12 protein-coding genes are annotated in these 15,180 nt (G+C 67.7%); 9 read left to right on the top strand and 3 right to left on the bottom strand.

Going from position 1 to position 15,180, the window contains the following annotated elements; all coding sequences use genetic code 11:
• Positions 1–2: 2 nt before the first annotated feature.
• The 8 genes from JCQ34_RS15625 to JCQ34_RS15590 all read left to right on the top strand — a co-directional run bounded on the left by JCQ34_RS15625 (position 3) and on the right by JCQ34_RS15590 (position 12,911).
• Entirely contained in the window at positions 3–758 is a 756-nt protein-coding gene (locus tag JCQ34_RS15625; protein WP_286398935.1) for a cytochrome c biogenesis CcdA family protein, read from the top strand.
• The gene (gene resB, locus JCQ34_RS15620) at positions 758–2,545 is read left to right on the top strand and encodes a cytochrome c biogenesis protein ResB (protein ID WP_286398932.1); all 1,788 of its coding nucleotides are present in this window, start codon (positions 758–760) and stop codon (positions 2,543–2,545) included. Before JCQ34_RS15625 ends, resB begins: the two co-directional genes overlap by 1 nt.
• A complete protein-coding gene (gene ccsB / locus JCQ34_RS15615; RefSeq protein WP_286398931.1) occupies positions 2,545–3,630 on the top strand; it encodes a c-type cytochrome biogenesis protein CcsB in 1,086 nt (361 codons plus the stop codon). The genes resB and ccsB overlap by 1 nt, the downstream gene beginning before the upstream one ends.
• Positions 3,631–3,817: 187 nt before the next feature.
• Positions 3,818–5,998 (top strand): Hsp70 family protein, encoded by a 2,181-nt coding sequence (locus tag JCQ34_RS15610; protein WP_286404582.1) that lies wholly within the window; start codon positions 3,818–3,820, stop codon positions 5,996–5,998.
• 1 nt (position 5,999) lies between these two features.
• Positions 6,000–8,081, top strand: a complete 2,082-nt coding sequence (locus JCQ34_RS15605) for a LuxR C-terminal-related transcriptional regulator (RefSeq protein WP_376976606.1) — start codon at positions 6,000–6,002, stop codon at positions 8,079–8,081.
• A 164-nt stretch (positions 8,082–8,245) separates the two neighbouring features.
• Entirely contained in the window at positions 8,246–9,382 is a 1,137-nt protein-coding gene (locus tag JCQ34_RS15600) for an IniB N-terminal domain-containing protein (protein ID WP_286398927.1), read from the top strand.
• A 122-nt stretch (positions 9,383–9,504) separates the two neighbouring features.
• A complete protein-coding gene (locus JCQ34_RS15595; RefSeq protein WP_286398925.1) occupies positions 9,505–11,421 on the top strand; it encodes a dynamin family protein in 1,917 nt (638 codons plus the stop codon).
• Positions 11,418–12,911 carry a dynamin family protein gene (locus JCQ34_RS15590; RefSeq protein WP_286398923.1) on the top strand — a complete coding sequence of 498 codons (1,494 nt, stop codon included), beginning with the start codon at positions 11,418–11,420 and terminating at the stop codon, positions 12,909–12,911. The genes JCQ34_RS15595 and JCQ34_RS15590 overlap by 4 nt, the downstream gene beginning before the upstream one ends.
• 14 nt (positions 12,912–12,925) lie before the next feature.
• On the opposite strand, the gene JCQ34_RS15585 is transcribed toward JCQ34_RS15590, so the two are convergent.
• Together JCQ34_RS15585 and JCQ34_RS15580 are read right to left on the bottom strand one after the other, a co-directional pair.
• Positions 12,926–13,456, bottom strand: a complete 531-nt coding sequence (locus JCQ34_RS15585) for a hypothetical protein (RefSeq protein ID WP_286398921.1) — start codon at positions 13,454–13,456, stop codon at positions 12,926–12,928.
• 50 nt (positions 13,457–13,506) lie between these two features.
• The gene (locus JCQ34_RS15580) at positions 13,507–13,896 is read right to left on the bottom strand and encodes a PLD nuclease N-terminal domain-containing protein (protein WP_286398920.1); all 390 of its coding nucleotides are present in this window, start codon (positions 13,894–13,896) and stop codon (positions 13,507–13,509) included.
• Between the two features lie 62 nt (positions 13,897–13,958).
• Between JCQ34_RS15580 and JCQ34_RS15575 the strand changes: the two genes are divergently transcribed.
• Positions 13,959–14,267: a DUF4229 domain-containing protein gene (locus tag JCQ34_RS15575; RefSeq protein ID WP_286398919.1), complete on the top strand. Its 309-nt coding sequence runs from the start codon at positions 13,959–13,961 to the stop codon at positions 14,265–14,267.
• On the opposite strand, the gene JCQ34_RS15570 is transcribed toward JCQ34_RS15575, so the two are convergent.
• Positions 14,264–15,145, bottom strand: a complete 882-nt coding sequence (locus JCQ34_RS15570; RefSeq protein WP_236799501.1) for a 1,4-dihydroxy-2-naphthoate polyprenyltransferase — start codon at positions 15,143–15,145, stop codon at positions 14,264–14,266. The two genes, JCQ34_RS15575 and JCQ34_RS15570, sit on opposite strands and share 4 nt — an antisense overlap.
• Positions 15,146–15,180: the final 35 nt, after the last annotated feature.

Genomic DNA, 15,180 nt, shown 5'->3' with positions numbered 1-15,180 from the left:
CCGTGAACAGCCCCTTCGCCGAAGCCATCCTCAGCGGCTCCCTCCTGCTGGCCATCCCGGTGGCACTGCTCGCCGGACTGGTCTCCTTCCTTTCGCCCTGCGTCCTTCCGCTGGTCCCCGGCTACCTGGGATACGTCACGGGCCTGAGCGGCGTGGACCTGCAAAAGCAAAAGCGCGGCCGGATGCTGGCCGGCATCGGATTGTTCGTCCTGGGCTTCTCCGTGATCTTCGTCCTGCTGGGCGGCGCGTTCGGCCAGCTGGGCACCCTCATCACCGGCAGCCAGAACGCCTGGATCACCCAGCTCCTGGGCATCCTGGTGGTCATCATGGGCATCGTGTTCATGGGCGGCTTCAGCTGGCTCCAGCGGGATGCGAAAATCCACGCCAAGCCGCCGGCCGGTCTTTGGGGCGCACCGCTGCTGGGCCTCACCTTCGGGCTGGGATGGGCGCCGTGCATCGGCCCCACCTACTCAGCCGTGCAGTTGCTGAGCCTCTCCGGCGGATCCTCCGCCGCCAAGGGCGCGTTCCTGGCATTCGTGTACAGCCTGGGGCTGGGCATTCCGTTCCTGCTGATCGCCCTGGCCCTGCGCCGGGGACTGGGAGTGATGGCGTTCTTCCGCAAGCACCGGCTGGCCATCCAGCGGACCGGCGGCGGAATCCTGGTGGTCCTGGGGCTGCTGATGGCCACCGGCGTGTGGGGTGCCTGGGTGACCGGGCTGCAGTACTGGTTCCAAACCGACGTGAAGTTGCCGATCTGATGAGCGAGCGTGTGAAGGTAAAAAAGAAGCAATCCGCCCCTGTCGCCGAGGCGAAGGCCCAGGCCGCCCTCCCGGCGCTGGGACTCAAGGGCATGCTCCGGTGGGCCTGGACCCAGCTGACCAGCATGCGCACCGCGCTGTTCCTCCTGCTGCTCCTCGCTGTCGCCGCTGTCCCCGGGTCGCTGTTCCCGCAGCGCCCGGCCAACCCGGCCACGGTGACCCAGTACATCAAGGACCACCCGGAGTACGGCAAGCTGCTGGACTCCCTCCAGCTGTACGACGTCTACTCCTCCGTGTGGTTCTCGGCGATCTACCTGCTGCTGTTCATCTCGCTGATCGGCTGCGTGGTGCCGCGCGCCATCGCCCATTACAAGGCCATGCGCTCCCAGCCGCCGCGTACTCCGCAGCGCCTGTCCCGGCTGCCGGAATACGGCACCATGGTGATTCCCTCCGGTACCGGCATCCCGGCGTCGGACGCCATCAACGGTGCCGCAGGGCTGCTGCGCAAGCGCGGCTACCGGGTGGAGGTCCGGGACGCCGACGGCGCCCTGCCGTCCCTGGGTGCCGAGCGCGGCTTCCTCAAGGAGGTGGGCAACCTGGTGTTCCACACCTCACTCATCGGCGTGCTGGTATCCGTGGCTGCCGGCGGCCTGTTCGGCTACAGCGGCCAGCGCATCCTGGTGGAAGGCGACACCTTCGTGAACACCCTGGTGGGCTACGACCAGTTCAACCCGGGCACCAACTTCCAGTCCAGCCAACTGCAGCCCTACTCCCTCCAGCTGGACAAGTTCAACATCACCTTTGACCGAGAATCCCAAGGCAAGTTCGGCCAGCCCATCGACTTCGCCGCCACCGTCACCACCAAGGAAAACCCGGACGCCCCGCCCAAGCAGGAGATCCTAAAGGTCAACGATCCCGTGAGCCTGGGTGGCACCAGCATCTACCTCACCGGCAACGGCTACGCGCCGGTGGTGACCATCCGGGACGGTGCCGGGAACGTGGCCATGCAGGGGCCGGTGGTGGCCAAGCTGCAGGGCCAGAACTACTACTCCTCCGTGGTGATCAAGGTTCCGGACGCCCAGCCGGACCAGCTGGGGTTCGTGGGCTTCTTCCTCCCCACCGCGTTCGTCAATGACAAGAACGTGTCCTTCAGTGCCGACCCCGAACTGTTCAACCCGCAGCTGACCCTGAACTCCTATTACGGCGACCTGGGCCTGAACAAAGGTGCGCCGCAGAACGTCTTCGAACTGGACGTCAAAAACCTCACCCCGCTCAACGCCAGGAACCTGGCGGCAGGCGGTATCACGCTGGCCCCCGGCTCCACTTACACCCTGCCCGACGGCAAGGGCAGCATCAGCTTTGACGGCGTGAAGCGCTACATCGGCGTGGACATCCACCACAACCCCGGACAGGCCTCCGCCCTGGTGTTCGCCCTGCTGGCCGTGGCCGGGCTGATCTTCTCGCTCTACGTCAACCGCCGCCGCGTCTGGGTCCGCACCGGTACCGCCGCTGACGGCCGCACCATGGTGGAGTACGGGCTCCTGGCCCGCGGCGAGGACCACCGCCTGGCCGGCGAGGCAGCGGCGCTCCGTAAGCTGTTCACCACGGAGTGGCAGCTGCCTGAAGACGCTGACTCCGAAGAAGGGACCGCTCCGTCCCAGCAAACTCCCAGCCGCACAGGCGATAATGTCGCAGGCTCCGTCGATACCGCAGCAGGCTCCACTGAAACTGCCGCCGGCTCCGTCACCACCCCAGCAGGCCCCACCGGGCCCGAAAAGGACCAGTAATGCCATTTGGAATCAACGAAACCATGGGCCAGTACAGCGAACTCTTCATGCTGTTGGCGGCGGGTACCTACACGGTGGCCTTCATCGCCTTCGCCTGGGACCTCGCCAAGAGCAGCAAGGCGTTGCGCGCGGTTGACGTCAAGGCCGCGCAGGCCGGGACCGCAGCCAAGGTTCCCGTAGCCGCAGGAGTGGGTGCGGGCTCTGCCGGGGCCCGCCTGGACGGCCCCGCCGACCGCGCCGAACGCCCGTCGTCGTCCGCCAAGGCCGGCGGTGCAGGAACCGGCGGCGTGGTAACGGCCGACGGCGACATGAAGTACGCCGCGGAGCGCCGGGTTCCGGCGCGGGTCGCCGTAGCCCTGACCATCCTCGCCGCCGTTATCCACGGCGCCGGCGTGGTCACCAGGGCATTGGGCGCGGGCCGCGTGCCGTGGGGCAACATGTACGAATTCCTCACCACGGGCGCGTTCCTGGTGGCGGCAGTGTTCCTGCTCTCGCTGATCCGCCGCGACCTCCGCTTCCTGGGCACCTTCGTGGTGGGCCTGGTCATCATCATGATGGTGGCGGCTTCGGTGGCCTTCTGGACCCCCGTCGGCCACTTGGTTCCCGCCCTGCAGAGCTACTGGCTGGTCATCCACGTTTCCATCGCGGTGCTTTCCTCGGCCCTGTTCACCCTGACCTTCGCCATGTCCGCCCTGCAGCTGGTGCAGTCCCACCGGCAGAAGACCGTGGCCGCCGACGGCACCGACAAGCTCGGTTTCATGCGCCTGGTGCCCTCCGCCCTGAGCCTGGAAAACTTGTCCTACCGCATCAACGCCATCGCCTTCATTGGCTGGACCTTCACGCTGATGTTCGGTGCCATCTGGGCCGAGAAGGCCTGGGGCCGGTTCTGGGGCTGGGACACGAAGGAAGTGTGGACGTTTGTTATCTGGGTTGTCTACGCCGGCTACCTGCACGCCCGTGCCACCCGCGGCTGGACCGGAACCCGCGCCGCATGGCTGTCGATCGTGGGCTACCTCTGCGTGATCTTCAACTTCACCATCGTCAACACGTTGTTCAACGGGCTCCACTCCTACTCCGGCCTCTAGGCTGCGCCCTCTTGCCCGCAGGTTTTTCGGGCCTTAAGACCTGAATTTGGCCGCCACGAGGCAATTGCGCGCCATATCGCCATTCGGTGTAGCAACAGGGGTGTTCCCGGGTCCCGCGGAATGCTAATTTGGTGACTGTTCACTGTGATGAAGCTTGCATGTGGACCACCAGCCTTCCGAGGTAACCATGAGCTACGCCCTCGCCGTAGACGTCGGGACGAGTTTCACGGCAGCCGCCGTTGTTCGCTTTCACCAGGGTGCTTCCCCTGTGCCCGAATGTCTGCCCCTGGGCGCCCGCGGAGCATCTGTGCCTTCCGTGGTGTACTACCCGGAAGAGGGCACTGTCCTGGTGGGCGAGGCCGCCGAACGCCGCGGGCTGGACAAACCCGAGCGTGTGGTCCGCGAATTCAAACGCCGGATTGGCGACGACGTCCCGATCATCCTGGGCACCCTGGCGCTGCAGCCTGAGGAAGTCTTCGCCACTATGGCCCGGTGGGTGGCCGACCGGGCAGCCGAGCGCGAGGGGGGCCCGGCGTCGGCCCTCTTCCTGACCCACCCCGCCGCCTGGGGCAGCCACCGCCTGTCCGTGGTCCGGGATGCCCTTGCTGCCCGCGGCCTGGAAAACGTGACACTCCTTTCCGAGCCGGAGGCCGCCGCCCTGCACTACGCATCGCAGGTACGGGTGGAGGAAGGCAGCACTATCGCCGTCTACGACCTCGGCGGCGGCACGTTCGATACCGCTGTCCTGCGGAAGTCCGGCAGCAGCCGCTTTGAGCTCGTGGGACGCCCGGAGGGCATCGAAGACCTGGGCGGTGCCGATTTTGATGCTGCAGTCTTCAGCTACGTGGCTGCCCATAGCGGGAACGCGCTGGACCACCTCGACCCCGTTGACCCCTCGGTCCTCGGCGCCCTGACCCGGCTCCGCCGCGAATGCGTAGAGGCCAAGGAAGCCCTCTCCGCTGACAGCGAGGCAAGCATCCCGGTGCTCCTGCCCGGCGTCCAGCAACAGGTCCGCCTGGTGCGTGCCGAGTTCGAAGCGCTGATTGAAGAGCCCGTGCGGGAAACCGTAGAGGCACTGGAACATTCCCTGGCCCAGCTCCACCTTGAGCCGGAAGACCTGTCCACGGTGCTGCTGATTGGGGGCTCGTCCCGCATCCCCCTGGTGGCACAACTGGTGTCCGAGCAGCTGGGCCGGCCCATTGCGGTGGACGCCGACCCCAAGTCGTCCATTTGCCTGGGTGCGGCAGTCGCGGCGCTCCTGGCCCACACCGCTGCCGCAGAGGCTGCGGCGCTGGCGGAAGCTGGGGCGGCCAAAGCTGAACCGGCACCAATCGAAGCCGCATCAACCGGAGCGGCACCAGCCGCACTCGCGGCTGATGCGGTGGAAGCCGCCGTCGCGTCCTCCGACGCGCCACCCGGACCGGACAGTTCCAGCCGGCCCAGCTGGTCGCGTAAATATTCGACGGCGGGAGGAGCCATCGCCGGGCCCTCCCGCCGTGCGCTGCACGGGAAAGGGGGCGCGCACGCCCCGAAACCCACAGTCCGGGTCACGGCTGTGGCCGCGGCCGCGGCTGTCCTTACGGTCCTCACCGCCACTGCCGCCCAAAGTCCTGACGGCTTCGGGAACCTGACGGCGATGTTCGTGCCCCAGGCCGGTGCCAGCACCACGGGCGGATCCAGCGGGGGAGGGGGGACGGAAGCGCCCGGTCCAGGCGCGGCAGCGGCGGCAGTCGTTCCGCAGCCGCTTGCGGGCATCGAAGCCAGCGCCAGGAAGCCGTTCACCGGGGAGCCCGCACCCACTGCCTCCGCCCCGCCCGCCGGCAAGCAGGCCACAGGCGGAGACGCGGCCGGCGGTGCGACGGCGGGTGGACCTGCCGCGGGCGCTCCGGCGAATCCGCCGTCCGGTGCCGGCACCGGGATCATTCCGGATTCCCTGAGCGGTGCTACTGCAAGCCCCACCGACACCCCCCAGCCCCTCCCAACGAGTCCGGCACCCACCAGCCCCGCGCCGACCGCCACCACGCCCCCGACCACATCGCCTGCCCCGTCACCGTCGGGCACTGCATCGTCCGGCACTGCACCGCCCGGCACCTCCTCGCCCGGGGTGCCGATCAGTCCCACCCCTAATTCCGCCCCGGCTCCCACGGACACGGGCACCGTTGCACCGACCAGCGGGAGCGCGTCTCCAACCATTACGCCTACAACGATGGCGGCTTCCGGCCCCACCGCTGATCCGCTCGTCACGCCAACGGCAACGGAATTGACGCCCACACCCGCCGTTGCGCCTTCACCCACGCCTGAGGAGTCCACCAGTGCCTCCACTGACACTGCCGTCGCCACGGCCACGACCACAGCTCCGGCGGCCTGAGATGGATGCGCACCTGCAGCGGGCGGAACGCCCCGTACCACTGCACACGTCTCCGGACCATCAGGGCCACCCGCCCCATGCAGCGGAGCTGATGGCCAAGCAGTTGAAAGGTGCCAACGCAGCCGTACGTGAGCTGCTGCTGGCACTCTCGGTGGGGTTCGCCCTGCCCGGTCCGCTTCCGGCCGACCTCCAGCGCAAATTCATCAACGGGACCGTGGAGGACCTGGACTCCCTGGTGGACCGGGCGGAGGCCGCGGGCCTGCTGAGGCCGGACGGCACAGTGGTGGGGACTGCCCAGCACGCCCTGCTGACCGCCACGCCAACCGCCAAGGTGCACTCGCTCCAGCGGGAGCTCGTGACTGTCTTCGCGTCCACCGGGCAACCACTTGGCAACCTTGCGCGCGAGCTCGCCAGGGGCGGACTCGCCGATTCCAGGGTTGCGGCGGAACTTTCGCAAGCGGCCAACGCTGCGCTGGAAAGCGATCCGGGGCTCGCCTCCCAGCTCTACGAGGAAGCGCTCCTTGCCGGCGCCGACCCGCTGGCCACCGCGGCCCGCCGCGCCCAGGCCGCAGCCGGTGACGGGGAACTGGACGCCGCCGCCCGCATCATCGACGCCCTCTTGGTCAGTGCGGAGCCGCCGGACGTGCGCCGGGGCGCGGACGTGGCTGCCTCCGTATGGGCGCAGCGGGGAATGCTGGCCCGCGCGGCCGACGTCTACAGCTGGTTGGGGCCGGGCCGCGTAGGCGCCTCGGCTCCCCTTGCCGCCGTCGCTATGATCGGCGCGGGAGACCGGGCAGCTGCCGAGGCCTTCTTCCAGCCGGACGCGCCGGCGTCGTCCCCAACGCTTCTTGCGGCTGCCCTGGTGCAGACCGGCCAGGGGGTTCTCGCGTCACTGGGCGAGAAGCCGCAGCAGGGCATCTCCATCCTGATCCATGCTTCGGACATGTTGAACTCGGCGGGCATGGCCCTTCCGCTGCCGGAAACACCTGCCGCACTGGCAGCCCTCCTTGCCCTGCACAGCGGTGAGCCGCACTTGGCGGAAACGGTCTGCCGGGCCGCCGTGGTGGCCGGGCAGGGCGGCAATGCCGCGCAGCCCAGGCTTTTGCTGCTCCAGGCCTGGGCGGCCATGATGCAGGACAAACTCGAGGACGCGCGGTTCGCCGCCGTGGAAGCCGCCAAAGCCAACCACTGGCCGCTGGTCCCGCGCGACGAGTTCATGTCCGCCGCGCTGGAGGTGGGACTTGCCCGCCGCAACGGCGACGTGCCGGAGCTCCTCAGGGCGTGGGAGCGGGCGCGGGAGGCAATGCTGCACACGTCGGTGGACCTCTACAACCTCCTGCCGTGGGGGGAGCTGCTGATCGCCGCTGCCCGCCTGCGCGAGACGCGCCGCGTAGCGCAGTACCTGGAAGACGCATGGAAACTGCTGGGGCGCCTGGGCGGACCTGCACTGTGGGCCGTTCCCCTGCACTGGGCTGCCGTCCAGGCTGCGCTGCTCAATGAGAGCCCCGCCGATCTTGCCCCCCATGCCACCGCCCTGGCAAGGGCCTCTGCCCACAGCCAGCTGGCCGCCGTCCTGGCGACGGCGGGCAAAGCCTGGGTATCGGTGCTGGCCGGCCGTTTCCGTACTCCTGAAGTGGAGGGTGCGGCCCGGCTGCTGGGTGCAGTGGGAATGCCGTGGGAGGGCGCCAGGCTGGCAGGACATGCTGCCGCCCGCGCCGAGGAACGCCGGGACATGATGCGCCTGCTCTCCTGCGCCCGGGACCTGCACCCGCAGGGCAGCCCGGGAGCATCTGGAGCGGCCGACGTGCAGGCAGGCAGCGGTGCCGATGGTGGGGGCAAGGGAGCCCAGCCGGACGCATCCGGCTTGAGCGAGCGCGAAAAGGAAGTTGCCAGGCTGGTGCTTGAGGGCAAGACCTACCGGGAAATCGGCGAGGCGATCTACATTTCGCCCAGGACGGCGGAACACCACATCGCCAGGATCAGGCGCCGGCTCGGCGCGGAGAACCGTTCAGACCTGCTGGCCCGCCTGCGCCTGGCCCTCGGCGTGGACAGTTCCCAGCAGCTGAATCCGCAGCAGGAATGACCCCCTAACACCCCTAGGCGTGCCACGTCCGTTGCCCCGGCACGGCGGCCACTGTTAGGGGGAAACCGCCCGATGCCCTTCCCCGGCAGCGAACCTAGGTTTGAGACAACCGGACACGTTCGCCGGATGATCCGCAACTCAAAGAAGATGTGAGGACCACGCATATGCCAACACTCGCAAACGACCTTGTTCAGTTCCTGATGCAGCTTTTTGGCAACCGGGAGGCGGTCCAGGAGTTCCTGGACGACCCCGAGCGGGCATTGGCGGAACACGGCCTGGGCAACGTGTGCTCGGCTGACGTGGACGCCGCAATGCCAGTTGTCCTTGACTACGCTCCCATCACCGTCAACGCCTCATCCTTCGACCGCCTGCACAACACCGGCGGAAACAGTGCCTGGTCCGGACACGTGGGGTCTGGCTACATAGGGCCCGGGCCGGCAGGCACGACGGCGGCGCACGCCGGCAGCGCCGCGGCCGTCCACGGTGGGGTGTACAGCCCAGGGCAGGGCGGGGCGGACTACGACAATGACGACCATGCCCACGCGGTCCAGCAGCTGCACCACGTGGTGAACCACTTCTCCTACACCAGCAACACCACCATGCTCGACGACCGGGACACCATTACGGACCAGTCCGTCAACCAAAATATTTGGGCGCATGGTGACGTGGAGCAGTGGTTCGACCATGACGCCGTGGTGGCCGCCGGGGACCACGCAGTGGCCGGCGGTGACGACGCCAGTGTCAGGGACTCCAACAACATCAGGGATTCCTACAACGCGGACCATTCGACCGATAACTCCACGGACAACTCCATCCACGCGGGCGGAGACGTCGGCATCGGCAATGAGCTGACCGCCATCTCCGGCTCCTTCAACACCGATGACTCCTTCAACACGGACATCGGCCTGGATGTGGACGACTCATTCAACGACAACTCGGACCACGCGGACTACTCCGACCATTCGGACCACTCCGTCAGCACGGACACGGCCGTGGACGTCCACGACTCGTTCAACGACAACTCCGACAACTCCACCCACAACTCCGACAACTCCACCCACAACTCCGTGGAGGTGGCGGACTCCTTCAACCCGGACAACTCCACCACTACCGCGGTGGACGTCCACGGGGACGACTCCTTCCAGGACAAATCGGCCACGAACATCCTGGCGGACAACCTGGTGGTTGCAGACAACCAATTCGAGTTCACGGAGGACAACCCGACCCATACAGATGTGGACCTGGACGACCACACCCCCGCCATCGACCATGCGGTGGTTGACGACTCCACCGCGCTGTAACACGCTATTCGAACACGCTGTTCGCGGGAGGCAAACCGCCCGGCAGGAGGCATCCACCTCCTGCCGGGCTCTTCCGGTATTACCGACGTTGGGAATTTTCGGCATCGACAGGGGGACACGCTGTGGCAGAAGCAGCACCGGCAAGGCCACCGGGGCCGGTTACTGCCGGTCAGTTGGGGAAGCTCGTGGAACAGGGCCTGCAGCTGGTGGGCAGCGGGGACCGCACAGACCTGCGCCGGAGGCTGGAGCAGGCCATGGCCAGGCTGCAGGACCCGAGCATCAGGGTCATTGTGGTGGGGGAGTTCAAGCAGGGAAAGAGCAAACTCATCAACGCCCTGGTGAACGCGCCGGTATGCCCGGTGGATGACGACATCGCCACGTCGGTCCCCACAGTGGTCCGTTATGGGGAGCCGGCGTCGGCAGCCGTCCTGGTCCCGGGAAATGCCGCCCCGGACAACTCCCCGGTGGAAAACCCGGCCGGGGATGCTGCCGGCGGCGGAATTGAGCGTCGGCCTGTCGAGCTTGCCGACCTGCCGGCCCTTGTTTCCGAGCAGGGAAACCCCGGAAACAGCAGGAAGATAGCAGCCGCGGAGGTCTGCCTGCCCCGCCGGCTCCTCACGGGCGGGCTCAGCATCATCGATTCCCCTGGCGTGGGCGGCATGGGCTCAACGCACACTTTGACCACCCTCACGGCCCTGCCCACCGCAGACGCCATGCTGCTGGTCTCGGACGCGTCGCAGGAATACACGGAACCCGAACTGCGGTTCCTCCGCCAGGCCATGCGGATAACCCCCAACGTTGCGGCCGTCCTCTCCAAGACAGACCTGTATCCGGACTGGCGGCGGGTGGCGGAGCTGGACAGGGCGCACCTGGGCCAGGTGGCGTCTGATATCCCGCTGCTGCCTCTGTCCGCGGACCTTCGCCTGGAAGCTGCGCGGCTCCAGGACAGTGAACTCAACGACGAATCCGGCTTCCCGGCACTGGTGGCCCACCTCCGCAATGACGTGGTGGGCAAGGCAGAACGGATCCAGCGCCGTTCCGTCAGCCAGGACCTGCTGTCCGTCACCGAGAACCTGAGGCTGTCCCTGCAGTCCGAGTTGGATGCCTTGGAAAACCCGGGTGGCACGCCGCAGATGCTCGCAGAGCTGGAACAGGCCAGGACGGAGGCGGACCACCTGCGGAAGCGGTCCGCCCGCTGGCAGCTCACCCTTAGCGACGGCATCAATGACCTCATCGCCGACATGGAGTATGACCTGCGGGACCGCCTTCGCGCGATCCAACGGGAAGCCGAGAACGCTATCGACCAAGGCGATCCCGGTCCCGTGTGGCCGCAGTTCTCGCAGTGGCTCGAAGAATGTGTTGCCGCAGCGGTTTCGGACACGTTCGTTTGGACCAGCGAGCGGTCGCAATGGCTGGCCGCCCAGGTGGCTGGGCATTTCGCGGCGGACGAGGTAGCGCTGCCGGTCCTGCATGTCTCCGATTCCGGCGACGCCCTGGATCCGGTGGAGCAGATGCCGGAACTGGATCCCGGCCGGGTAAATCCGATCCAGAAGGTCCTGATCGGCATGCGCGGATCCTACGGCGGCGTCCTGATGTTCGGCCTCCTGACCGGGATCTTCGGAATGGCCCTCATCAATCCGCTGTCGGTGGGCGCCGGGCTGCTGCTGGGGCGCAAGGCCTACCGGGAGGACAAGGAGACCCGGCTGAAGCGGCGCCAGGGCGAGGCGAAAGCGCTGGTGCGGCGGCAGTTGGACGATGTGACGTTCCAGGTGGGGAAGCAGTTGAAGGACAGGCTGCGCCTGGTCCAGCGGACCATCCGCGACCACTTCACCGAGATCGCGGATGAATACCACAGGTCGCTGTCGGACTCGGTGGCCGCGGCGCAGAAGGCTGCGAACTCGTACGCGCAGGAGAAGGAAGGGCGCATCCGGGACATCAGGGCTGAGCTGAAGAAGGTGGATGCGCTGCACCGGGCTGCAGAAGCCGTGGCCGCCGAGGCAGCCGCAGCCAGGACCCAAACAGCGGCGGGGGTGGGATGACGGCGTCCACCACGGCCGGGGCGGCGGCGCTGATTCGGGAAGCCCTGGAGGTGTACGCCGACGACCTGCAGGCCACCCAGGAACTGCAGGGCTATGCGCGGCGGCTGGCGGAGCCGCTGCGGATTGCCGTTGCCGGCATGGTGAAAGCCGGCAAATCCACACTCCTGAACGCCATCATCGGTGAAGAGATCGCCCCCACGGACACCGGCGAGTGCACCCGGATCGTCACCTGGTACCGTCACGGCCACACGCCCCGCATCACGCTCCACCCCGCTGCGGGGGAGCCCATGACCCTGCCGCTGAAGCGTGTGGACGGGCGCCTGGTCTTCGTCCTTGACGGCGTACGCGCGGAAGAAGTGGAACGGCTCGATGTCGAATGGCCGGCGCCGGCACTGCAGGCCATGACCCTGATCGACACCCCCGGCATCGCCTCCGTCTCCCAGGACGTGTCCGCGAGGTCCCTGGCGTTCCTGACCCCGGAGGATTCGCCGTCGGAAGCTGACGCTGTTATCTACCTGATGCGCCATATGCACGCATCCGACCTGAGGTTCCTGGAAGCCTTCCGCGACACAGAGTCTGGCCGCTCGGGCACCGTCAACGCCATCGGGGTGCTGTCCCGGGCCGACGAGGTGGGAGCCGGCCGCATCGACTCCCTTCTGTCCGCGGGGAACATCGCGGAAAGGTACAGCCGCGATCCCAACCTGCGGAAGCTTGCCCTCGGCGTGGTCCCGGTGGCCGGGCTACTGGCCCAAAGCGCCCGCACCCTGCGCCAGCCGGACTTCGAAGCACTCCAGCTGCTGGCCACCCTGGACCGAACCGAGCGAGAACGGATGATGCTCTCCGCCGACAGGTTCCGCCGGTCCGCCGCGCCGGCGGGCCTGACGGAGGAGGCACGGGCGTCCCTTCTGGAGCGCTACGGGCTTTTCGGCATCCGCCTGGCCGTGGTCCTGATCCGCAACGGTTTTGCCGAACCCACGCCGCTGGCCCACGAGCTGGCGCGGCGGAGCGGCCTGGACCCCCTGCTGGACGTGCTGGACCGGCAGTTCCAGGCCAGGGCGGAAGAGCTCAAGGCCAGGACTGCCCTGGCGGCGGTGGAAAACCTCCTGGCCAGCCGGCCGCGGCAGGGGACGGAACACCTGGCGGCATCCCTGGAGCGGCTCCAGGCGAACGCACACGAGTTCCGCGAGCTCCGGCTGCTGGCGGCGCTGCGGACCTCGGGGGTGGAGCTGGCCCCTGAGCTGGCTGCGGAAGCCGAACGGCTGGTCGGCGGCCAGGGCGCAGCTGCCTACCGCCGGCTGGCCGCGGCAGCAGATGCCGGACCCGAAATGCTGGCGGCTGAGGCCAGGCGCTGCCTGGCCCGCTGGCGTGCAGTCGCTGAAAGTCCGCTGACGGCACGGTCCGCCGGCGAAGCCTGCCGGGTGGTGATCCGCAGTTGCGAGGGGATGCTGGCAGAATGTGCGCGCGGGGACCGGCAGCCGCAGTCGGCGTAGGGTCCCAGGTCACCTCAGCTGCTCCCGCGCTCCGGCTTCAGCCATGCCCCGGCGGATGGCAGGAAGAGCAGCGACAACCCGGCCAGCGCCAGGAGCAGCCCGGCGCCCCACAGCATCACCACGTAGCTGCCGGCGGCACCGGCGGGGACCAGGAAGGCCGATGCCAGGACAAGGATGAGGACATGGCTGGCCAGCAGGGGAAGCAGGATCCAGCGGGCCCAGTTTCGGCGGCCCAGCACGGCGGCAAGCGCCACCGCCTCAAGCAGGGTTACCGCGAGCAGTGCTCCGACACTTCCCCAGAAGACGACTTCCGCCGTCGTGCTCACGGACGCTGCGTCCCGGCCTGCTGCCATATCCGCCACCAGGCCGCGCAACCGCTGAAGGTTGGATTCGCGGGCCACGAAGGATCCCAGCAGGACGGCCAGTCCCGCGGCGAAACTGAAGAGCCAGAGCGAGCGGGAAGTGCGGACCACCCGGGGCAGCGGGGGGATGACCGGGATGGGCGGCGGGGTGGAGTAGGACAGGCCGGGCCTCGGTGGGGGCACGGACCAGTTGCGCTCTTCTCCGCCAGGCGGGGAGGCCGGCGCCATGGGTCCTATTTCAGTCCGTCGGTATCGTGTTCATCGGTGCCGCGCTGGCCTTTTCCGCCGTCCTCCTTGGTCTTTGCCTCCAGTTCGTCCCGGAGTTTCTTCAGCCGCTCGGCCTCGGCCTGGTTGCGGCGGCGGGCCTCGAGGTTGCGGAGGAAGTCCGGGTCATCGTCCGGGGCCGTGGGGTGGGGGTAGCTGGGCCGCGGCTGCGCTGTGCCGCGCGGGCGCCCGATCAGCAGCCACAGAATGGCGCCCAGGACCGGCAGGACGATCTGCACGATGATCCAGGCCGGTTTCGAGATGCCCCGGGTAAGGCGGCCTTCAGTGCGGATCACGTCCACCAGGCCATACACGAAGATGACGAGGACTGCGACGGCCAAAGCCACACGGAACAGCATGCCGTTAAGTCTATCGTCAGGACGGGCGGGGGCCGCCGGGCGCAGGCGGCTAAACTTGAATAGTGGCCTTTTTGAAATATTCCCTTATCCGTTTGGCGATCTTCGTCCCCCTGTTTGTCGTGTTTATGCTTCTGCAGGTAGGCGTGCTGATGGCCGTGATCTGCGCCGCGCTCATTGCCTTTGCCATCAGCTACCTGTTTTTCCAGAAGCAGCGCGATGCTGCCGCGGCGGCCCTGCAGTACCGTTTCTCGGGGAGGGCCAAGCCGCTGCGCTCGGCCGGTGAAGTCCAGGACGCCAATGCCGAGGACGCGCTGCTGGACGCCAACCCGGACATCACCATCAACAACGCCAAGGGCACCAAGAACAGCTAGAATCCGTGGCTGAGGATCAGTCCCAGTGAGAACAGCACGCTGTAGCCGAGGTTGATCAGGCCGGTCTGCTTCAGGACCGGGATGAGGCTCTTGCGCTTGCGGCCGTTGATCATCAGCCAGGCCGGCATCAGGCAGGCTGGGATGAGCAGCAGCACGATCAGGATCCACGGCCGGGCCGGCGCCAGGATTACTACCAGCAGGATGGCGACGGCGAGCATCAGGACGTAGCTTTCCCGCGCATGCTTGTCTCCCAGCCGCACGGCGAGGGTCTTCTTGCCGGCCTGCATGTCCGTGGGAATGTCCCGGACGTTGTTGGCCATGAGCAGTGCGGTGGCGATCAGGCCGGTGCCGATGGCGCCGATGACCGAGGACAGGTTTATGTGCCCGGCCTGGGTGTAGGTGGTACCCAGGGTGGCCACCAGGCCGAAGAAGACGAACACGAAAAGATCGCCCAGGCCCATGTAGCCGTACGGGTTCTTGCCGCCGGTGTAGCCCCAGGCGGCCATGACGCAGCCCAGGCCCACCAGGATCAGCCACCAGGCCTGGGTGAGGAACACCAGGACCAGGCCGAACACCATCGCCAGGGCGAACGTGCCGAACGCCGCCCACTTGACGTGTTCGGGCTTGGCAGCGCCCGATCCCACCAGCCGCAGCGGCCCCACCCGGTCGTCGTCCGTGCCGCGGATGCCGTCCGAGTAGTCGTTCGCGAAGTTCACGCCCACCTGGAGCAGGAGCGCCACCAGCGCCGCGAGGATGGCGTTGGGCAGCAGGAACGAGTCCATCTCGTAGGCGGCGGCGGTGCCGATCAGCACCGGCGCGATCGCTGCCGGCAGCGTCCGGAGTCGGGCGCCTTGGATCCATTGGGCGGCTGTGGCCACGGTTAGTACCTCGTGTTGTTTCGGTAAGACGGCAG

It is taken from the genome of Pseudarthrobacter defluvii (genome assembly GCF_030323865.1).
GTDB classification, from domain to species: Bacteria; Actinomycetota; Actinomycetes; order Actinomycetales; family Micrococcaceae; genus Arthrobacter; species Arthrobacter sedimenti.
Note: the sequence above shows the minus strand (reverse complement) of the source record. Positions and strands in the feature narration are given on the sequence as shown.